The 7,764-nt window shown below is 27.9% G+C and carries 9 protein-coding genes; 5 read left to right on the forward strand and 4 right to left on the reverse strand.

The genetic code is table 11. The features are described from left to right. The 3 genes from ACIQ56_RS17260 to ACIQ56_RS17270 all read right to left on the reverse strand — a co-directional run. A partial coding sequence (locus ACIQ56_RS17260; RefSeq protein ID WP_397602261.1) for a hypothetical protein occupies positions 1 to 1,107 on the reverse strand: 1,107 nt, incomplete at its 3' end. Between the two features lie 388 nt (positions 1,108 to 1,495). After that, complete coding sequence (locus ACIQ56_RS17265; protein ID WP_397602262.1) at positions 1,496 to 2,728, reverse strand: dicarboxylate/amino acid:cation symporter; 1,233 nt, start codon at positions 2,726 to 2,728, stop codon at positions 1,496 to 1,498. Between the two features lie 324 nt (positions 2,729 to 3,052). Then, complete coding sequence (locus tag ACIQ56_RS17270) at positions 3,053 to 4,420, reverse strand: PAS domain-containing protein (RefSeq protein ID WP_397602263.1); 1,368 nt, start codon at positions 4,418 to 4,420, stop codon at positions 3,053 to 3,055. A 269-nt stretch (positions 4,421 to 4,689) separates the two neighbouring features. Here ACIQ56_RS17270 and ACIQ56_RS17275 point away from each other — a divergent pair, with 269 nt between their 5' ends. The 5 genes from ACIQ56_RS17275 (at position 4,690) to ACIQ56_RS17295 (ending at position 7,497) form a co-directional block, all read left to right on the forward strand. Next, positions 4,690 to 5,013 (forward strand): DMT family transporter, encoded by a 324-nt coding sequence (locus ACIQ56_RS17275; protein ID WP_397602264.1) that lies wholly within the window; start codon positions 4,690 to 4,692, stop codon positions 5,011 to 5,013. 106 nt (positions 5,014 to 5,119) lie between these two features. Further along, positions 5,120 to 5,566, forward strand: coding sequence for a biotin/lipoyl-binding protein (locus ACIQ56_RS17280; protein ID WP_397602265.1), 447 nt, complete (start codon positions 5,120 to 5,122; stop codon positions 5,564 to 5,566). An 11-nt stretch (positions 5,567 to 5,577) separates the two neighbouring features. Further along, a complete protein-coding gene (locus ACIQ56_RS17285; RefSeq protein ID WP_397602269.1) occupies positions 5,578 to 5,976 on the forward strand; it encodes an efflux RND transporter periplasmic adaptor subunit in 399 nt (132 codons plus the stop codon). A 4-nt stretch (positions 5,977 to 5,980) separates the two neighbouring features. After that, entirely contained in the window at positions 5,981 to 6,847 is an 867-nt protein-coding gene (locus ACIQ56_RS17290) for a DHA2 family efflux MFS transporter permease subunit (RefSeq protein ID WP_397602266.1), read from the forward strand. 95 nt (positions 6,848 to 6,942) lie between these two features. After that, positions 6,943 to 7,497, forward strand: coding sequence for a hypothetical protein (locus ACIQ56_RS17295; RefSeq protein ID WP_397602267.1), 555 nt, complete (start codon positions 6,943 to 6,945; stop codon positions 7,495 to 7,497). Here ACIQ56_RS17295 and tnpB read toward each other — a convergent pair. Beyond that, positions 7,409 to 7,764 (reverse strand): IS66 family insertion sequence element accessory protein TnpB (tnpB, locus tag ACIQ56_RS17300; protein ID WP_397602268.1); only part of this gene is annotated, 356 nt, incomplete at its 5' end. The genes ACIQ56_RS17295 and tnpB overlap by 89 nt on opposite strands.

The raw sequence follows: 7,764 nt of genomic DNA on the forward strand, positions 1-7,764 counted from the left end.
GTGCTTCAGATCACCATAAATTTGAAGCCAAGCTCCTTCTACTTTTTTGAGTTGCAGTACGAATCTTCCGCATGCATTTTTTGTGTCATTTTCTACAAGATTAAAATATTCTAAGTCTGAAATAAGACGTGCTTTTTTAGCAGCATCTACTTGGGTATTTTGTTGATCTGAAACGTATTTATCATACATCTTTAATGCTTCGGCAGCTTTTGCTCCTAAAGTGCCTCCAAGAATTGCTGAAATAGGCAGAGCAATTCCTAAGGTTAGGATAAGAAGTCCAACAGATGTCGTTGTTGCTGCAATAGTATAATCTTCCCATTCTTTATGGGCTGCCGCTGCTGCCTGGCCAAGGACTTTAATTCTTTCAATGTCTTCATTATATTCATTTCTTGCTTCTTCAAGAAATTGAGACGAGCTATTTGAATAAGCAATTAATCTTTCATTTTTTTCGGTCATAACAATATCAAATTCAGCGAGTCTTTTAATTAAGTCGCTTGTTAATTTAAGCATGCTTTTTGCTTTTTCTATGAGTCCACCAGGGCCCGACATAAACTCCTTAATCTCAAGAGTTAAGCGTTTCGCAATATATATTTTATCACTATCCGAAGTAGCAGAAAGAAATCTATCATATTCTTTTTGAAGATAAGTATATGTTTGTGTAAAGCTGTTTGCCACTCTATAAACTTTTCCAGCAAACCAAACAATATGAGTGTAAATTTCAGTTGGAACTTTATCCGTAAATAGAATGTCTGGATTTTTTGAAATTTGTGCAACTAATACATTTGGATTTCCAAATATGTTGGAAAGATCTCTTATTTCTTTCATGCATTTTATAACATCTTCTATTTCCGATTTGTATTCTTCTTTAAATTCGCCATATAAATCTGTAAAAGATTCTTTTGCAATAGGAAGCATCAAAACTCTTGAATTAAATAATTGTAAATTTAGCCATTCTTTCGAAAATAAACAAAAAGTACTATTATTATATTTTCCCATTGGGTTTTCAGAAATAAATTCTGAAAGAGGTGGAACTAAAGATAATGTTTTTGGAGTTAAATTAATTATATTTTGTGGAATTGTTGATGTGTCTATACTTGTATTTAGCATATTTTTTTCCTTTCAAAGAAAAAGTGCATTTTATAAATTTCTAAGATTTTAAATTAGCAAAAAATTTCTTTTTGAAAAATTTAAGATATCAATATTTTGACTTTATATTGCTATTTGTTATTAATTGTAAAAATTTATATTTATTTCTTGTTTTTTCTTAAAATATTTGAAATACGTGACTGGGCTTCAGATAACGAAAAATTTAAATCTGGAATTTCTATCTAAAAAAACGTTTAATAATGAAAATTACAAAAAATTTGAAGAAATAATAGATAATATAAAAAAAATGGACTCATAAAAAAATATATTAAAAAATACTTAACTGAAGAGGAAATAATTAAATTTAAAGTCCTTGATTAAGGATTTCATCAAGGACTTTAAATATTTTTTAAAGAGGAAATTCTGTTTTTTTATCTACTACTTTTGCTACACAAGAATCCGACCATACATTCAATGATGTTTCAATCATATCAATAATACTGTAGAAGGGTAAAATAATACCTAATAACACGATAGGAACATTCATGCTGGCAAGTAAACTTGCACTTAAGAAGAAACAACCCATTGGGACACCTGCATTTCCAACGGCAGCAATAGTTGAAATGAAAATCCATAATACCATTGTTGATAAACTAATTTCAATTCCATGATTTTGCATTAAAAATATAACTGTTGCAAATATAAAAGCAGCACATCCATTCATATTAATACTTGTGCATAAAGGTAAAACAAATCGGCTAATTTTAGGATTTATATTGATATTTTTTTCTGCAGTTTCAATTGTTACTGGTAAAGTACCAGCAGAAGATTTCGTAAAAAATGCTAAAGATAAAGCCGGCAACATTCCTTTCATTGTTTTGTAAGGTTTAATTCCATTCATTTTTAGCCATAATGGTAAAATTACAAAACCTTGAAATAAATTTGCAAGAACTACTACTGCTATATATTCACCAATGCCTTTGAATTCCATCCCATTTTTTAATTCCATTGCTGTTACGGTAATAAATCCAAATAGACCTAAGGGAATAATTTTTATAATCCACTGAGTGATGATTAAAAAAATACCGTGCAATCCTTGGAATAAATGAAGGATAGTTTGTTTTGAATTTGCTTCAGGAATAAGGCGAATCGCAATTCCAATTCCAATTCCAATGCCTAAAAGTAACACTGCCATGACTTGATGTTCAATGAAAGGTGAAAAAATGCTGGATGGTATGATATTTAAAACATGATTTAAATAACTTGTTTCAGAGTTTTTTGTAATAAATTCTTTAGTAGCAATATTTTGAATATTAGAAGGCTTTATCACCAAATATAAAATACAGCTTACGGTAGCTGCAATAATTGTAGTACTTAAAGTATATAACAAGGTTCTTTGCCATATTTTTTGAGCTGAAAACTCTGTCTTATAATTTGCTAAGGTAACAATAAGAGATAAGGCAATAATGGGTAAACTTATAAATTTAAATAATTTAATAAATATATCAGATATAAAAACTCCAAAATTTTGAAGATAAGATATATCAGATAAACCAAAAGAAACACCTAAGATAATCATAATGAAATAAATTAGAGGAGTTTTTGAAAATTTTTTATGATGATGATTTTCTGTAGAGCACATATTTTTTCCTTTAAAGGAGAATTTAAATTATATTTAATTTTATATAGATTAAAATAAGAAAAAATAAATTAGCTACAACAATATGTTGTGTTTGTATAGGAATACAATTTTCTGGAATAATAAGAGTAGTTTTTGATTTGTTTCATAAACATTTACCAAATAAATAGATTTGGCTTTATGCCAAACGGAGAGGCAGAATATCATATTAAGGCCCAATGTCAAATAAAAAAAGAGAAATTATGAGCAAAGAGAAAGAGAAAGGTTTTAATAAACAAGTAATTCCAGTTTGTTATGGTTATATTTGGATGATTTTAACAATTTGAATTAATTTTGTAATTTTTTATTAACCGAATTGATATAATTGTTAATTTCTTTCATGCTGTCTATAATATTTTTAATTTCATTTGCAGCCGCAGAAGTCATTTCTTGAATATTTCCTATATTATCTTTATTTCCGGAAATGAAATTTTGAATATCTTGAATTTGATTATCAAAATACCCTTCAATTCTTTTATTTCGAGATATTTCTATTTTTGAAAGATCTTTCGTAATTTCAAGACTAAATATTTTTCCTTTTAATAAGTTAGAAATATCTAACAGTCCTTTACAGGAAGAGCTCGATTTTTCTAGAGCTTTAATTGCATTTAAATTAATGGATTGAATTAATTGCGCAAATAATATTCTTAAATTTTTTCTTGAGCCTTCTGAGTTATCAGTAGGTTCTCCATCATTATCCTTTTCCATATTAAAAAACTCATTGAAAAATAATTCAATTGTTTTAATTTGCAAAAAGGAATACATAGACTCAAATTCAATTGTTTCAATTTCACTTCTTAATTTAATAGAGTTATCTTGAAATTTTTTTACAAGCCCTCTTATTATGGAAACCATAGATTGGAATTCACGTGAAATAATGGATACAGATGCCGTTTCTTGTCCTAAATTTCCTGAATTTATAGACATATTTAATGAAATATAATCTAGTTTATTACATGATAATAATATAGAATCTGTTTTGCTTTTTAAATTGGGAGCAAATTCAATGATAGATTTAACTTTATCTAATACAACATTAAATTGTTTTGAATTTTTGCCAAAACTCCTTGAAATTTCTTTGTATACAGGATTTTTAATTCCTAAACCTTCTGTATTTAATGGAGACAATTGAATTAATTTTTTATTTGCAAGGATTTCATTCGATAGAGCTCGAACCATAAAGGATTCATAGGTTTCAAAATTATGCTGTAAAAGTTTTTCCATTAAAAGTACTGAGGCCGCTTTAATTCCATCTTTTTTTTCTTTTTCTAATAAAATAGGATAAAACTCTTTAATCATATTTAAAAAAGAAGATTGAGGCTTTATTCTAATAGATAAATAGCCATCTTTAATTGGAATAACTGTTGATAATATCCAATAAAATTTTCCTTCTTTATTCATATTTTTGACATAAGCGACGATGGGCTGGTCTGCTTGAATTTTTTTCCAGAATAATTCAAAAATGCATTTAGGCATATCAGGATGGCGCACAATATTGTGAGGTTTAGAAATTAACTCTTCTTTTTGATAACCACTAACTTTTATAAAAACATTATTACTATCGACAATAACGCCTTTTTTATCAGTTAATGAAAAGAGAATTTCTTCAAAACCGAATTCGACTTCTTGATTAATGGGCTCAATTTTGTGTTTCATTATAAATTTGCTCTCATCTTTTTTTATCGGTTATGTAATTGAAATTATGCAGCGAATAAAATTTTATTGTAATGTCAAATTTGTACTATATAACTTAGAAGATTGAATTTATTATTTATATAAAAATAGATTCATTTGATTCTTAAAATTTTTATAAGTTACTATAATTTAAAGGTATAAAAATAAAATGTGATAAAATAACAAGGAATGCTTACTTTTTTTTAAATTAAGTTTATGTCTAATTTAAAAATATGAAAAAAGGAAAATGAATGATAATAGCCGTTATATATTTACTTATTTCTATTATTTTCGAAGTTTTTGCAACAACATCATTAAAAATGTCAGACGGTTTCACTAAATTATGGCCAAGTATATTTGTTGTTATTGGATACGGAATTGCATTTTATTGTATGTCATTGAGCACAAAACATCTTCCATTAAGTTTTGTTTATGCCGCTTGGTCTGGCTTTGGAACTATTTTAATTTCTTTGGTAAGTTATTATTATTTTAAAGAAAACTTTGATTTCTATAAAATTATTGGTTTGATATTCATTATTTTTGGCGTCATATTAATGAAACTATCTCATAATTGATTAAAAAATGGATAAATATTTATCATTATAGTCAATTTTTTGAAATGAAATCATATTAAACAAAATTATGGTATTATAACCCTGAATATTCTTTAGGTAGGTTAAAATGCCAATTCCCATTAAAAAGATATTACTTACTTTTGTTGGAGTTACAACTTTAAGCATTATTTCATACTTTATATATCAAAATATAGTCTATATTTCGACAGATAATGCTCAAATTGAAGGACACGCTTTTTTACTAGCCCCAAAAGTTTCTGGATTCATTTTAAAAGTAAATGCAATTCAAGGTAAAAAAGTAAAAAAAGGCGATGTATTAATTGAAATTGATAATCGAGATTATTTAAATTTTTTAAAACAAGTTAAATATAATTTAATTTCTTTAAATGCTAAATTAACGGATTCTGATAATAATTTTAAAAGAACAGAAAAACTATTTAAAATTGGAGCTGCAACACCACAGCAATATGATTCTAGTCTTGCAAATTTAGCAGACTTAAAAGCACAAAAAGAAAGTTTAGAAGCACAGTTAGCAGAAGCGGAGTTCAATTAGAATATACTAAAATAAAAGCACCAGCGGATGGCATTATTTCAAAAACCTCCGCAGAAGTCGGACAGCTTGCTTCAATAGGTGTTTCTTTAATAGGGTTTGTTGATACAGAAGAAAGATGGATTACCGCAAATTTTAAAGAAACAGAAATAGAATATATTAAAAATGGAGAATCCGTTCAAATCGAAGTAGATGCCTATACCAATAAAACTTATAAAGGTTTTGTTTATGCGCAAAGTTCTTCAACAGGTGCTACTTTTACTTTATTACCACCCGATAATTCAACAGGAAATTTTACTAAAGTTGTTCAACGTGTACCTGTTCGAATTCATTTTGAAAAACTAACAGAGCAAGATATTGAAATGTTAAAAAATGGTTTATCTGCTTTTATTAAAATAAAGAAAACCGGATGAAATAATGAATTTAACATCTCGATTGATTATTTTCGTTGCTGTTCTAGCATCTCTTTTAGAAATTATTGATACCTCTATCGTAAATGTTGCTATTCCAACGATGATGGGGAATTTAGGTGCAACCTTAGAAGACGTTAGTATGGTTGTTACTGGTTATACTGTAGCAAATGCTATTGTGTTACCTTTATCAGCATGGCTTGGGGAACGTATAGGAAGAAGAAATTATTATTTAGGTTGTATAAGTATTTTCACAATAACTTCGGTTGCATGCGGATTAGCTCCAAATTTAATTTCATTAATCATTTTTAGAATATTACAAGGATTGGCAGGGGGAGCTTTATTACCCACTTCTCAAGCCTTAATATATGAACAATTTCCTAAAGAAAAAGCAGGAATAGCGGGTGCCATATTTGGAATGAGTGTCATGGTTGGACCAACTTTAGGCCCTGTTTTAGGCGGATATTTAACAGATAATTATGGATGGAGATCTATTTTTAATATAAATTTACCAATAGGAATTTTAACTTTATTTCTAGGCGTTATTTGTATTCAAGATAGGACAAATGGAGTTAAAAATAAAACAGATTTAGATGTTTTTGGGTTAATTTTGCTTATTTTTGGGGTGGGTTGTTTGCAATTTTTATTAGAAAGAGGGCAAGCAGATGACTGGTTTGAATCAAAATTAATTACATCAGCCTGTATCATTTCTCTTGTAAGTTTAGTTACCTTTGTCTGGTGGGAATTACGCGTAAAATTTCCTATTATAAATTTAAGATTATTTAAAGAACCTATCGTAGTTAGTGGAATTATATTAATGAGCTGTCTTGGCTTTTTTTATATGGAATTGTTTTTATTTTACCAGTATTTTTAACTCGAACATTTAATTATAATGCAGTTCAAATTGGTGAAATATTTATTCCGGGATCTTTAATAACTGCTTTATTTATGCCTTTTATTGGAAAACAGGTGCAAACAATTCGAGATCCAAGAATTTTGATCTTTATTGGATTATTTATGGTTGAAATTTGTTTATTTATGATGACATTTTTTTCTTCGTTAACTTCGGAGCATGATATATTATATATGCTTTTTGCAAGAGGGGTTGCTTTAGCATTTTTATTTATTCCCATAAACTCGACTATTTTAAGTCAGTTTTCTGGTTTTGAGCTTGGCCAAGTTGCTGGACTCTTAAATTTATTTCGACAAATTGGAGGAAGTATTGGAATTGCTTTGATTGGTACCTTATTAGCAAGAAATACAAATTACAATTATAATCAATTAATTTCACATGTAACAAGTTTAAACCAAAATGCAATGAATACCTACAATTCAACCGTTATACGTTTTTCAAATACTTTTATTAAAGATATTGGACTAACAAATACAGCTACAGCAGCAATAGCAAGAATTATTTCCAAAAAGTCAACTTCACTTATACAATCTTTTTCCAAATTTTTTTTGCTTTTGTACTTTTTAGCTCTCCACCTGAAAATAAAATTTGTGCATCAAAAAAAGAAATGATTGTACATAATTCATTTGAATTTTTTGGCCAATATAAAAATCTTCCTTGCGAACTTCTCTTTGTGCATAATGAAAAGCCTTGCCCATCATACCAAAGAATACGGATTTGCTCTTTACCTTTATTTATAAACATAAAATAAGCCTTGCTTAAAGGCTCTTTATTTAAAATAATATTGCAATATCGAATCATTCCATCAATCCCACAACCAAATGATACGGGCAGATGACAAACAAAAATATCCGTATTTGCTGGAAATGAAATCATTT

The organism is Silvanigrella sp. (genome assembly GCF_044369315.1).
GTDB lineage: Bacteria > Bdellovibrionota_B > Oligoflexia > Silvanigrellales > Silvanigrellaceae > Silvanigrella.

What these genes read in the sequence shown, in the direction of transcription:
- ACIQ56_RS17265 (WP_397602262.1), bottom strand. Translation starts at nt 2,728, where the DNA reads ATGTGCTCTACAGAAAATCATCATCATAAAAAATTTTCAAAAACTCCT.
- ACIQ56_RS17270 (WP_397602263.1), bottom strand. Translation starts at nt 4,420, where the DNA reads ATGAAACACAAAATTGAGCCCATTAATCAAGAAGTCGAATTCGGTTTT.
- ACIQ56_RS17275 (WP_397602264.1), top strand. Translation starts at nt 4,690, where the DNA reads ATGATAATAGCCGTTATATATTTACTTATTTCTATTATTTTCGAAGTT.
- ACIQ56_RS17280 (WP_397602265.1), top strand. Translation starts at nt 5,120, where the DNA reads ATGCCAATTCCCATTAAAAAGATATTACTTACTTTTGTTGGAGTTACA.
- ACIQ56_RS17290 (WP_397602266.1), top strand. Translation starts at nt 5,981, where the DNA reads ATGAATTTAACATCTCGATTGATTATTTTCGTTGCTGTTCTAGCATCT.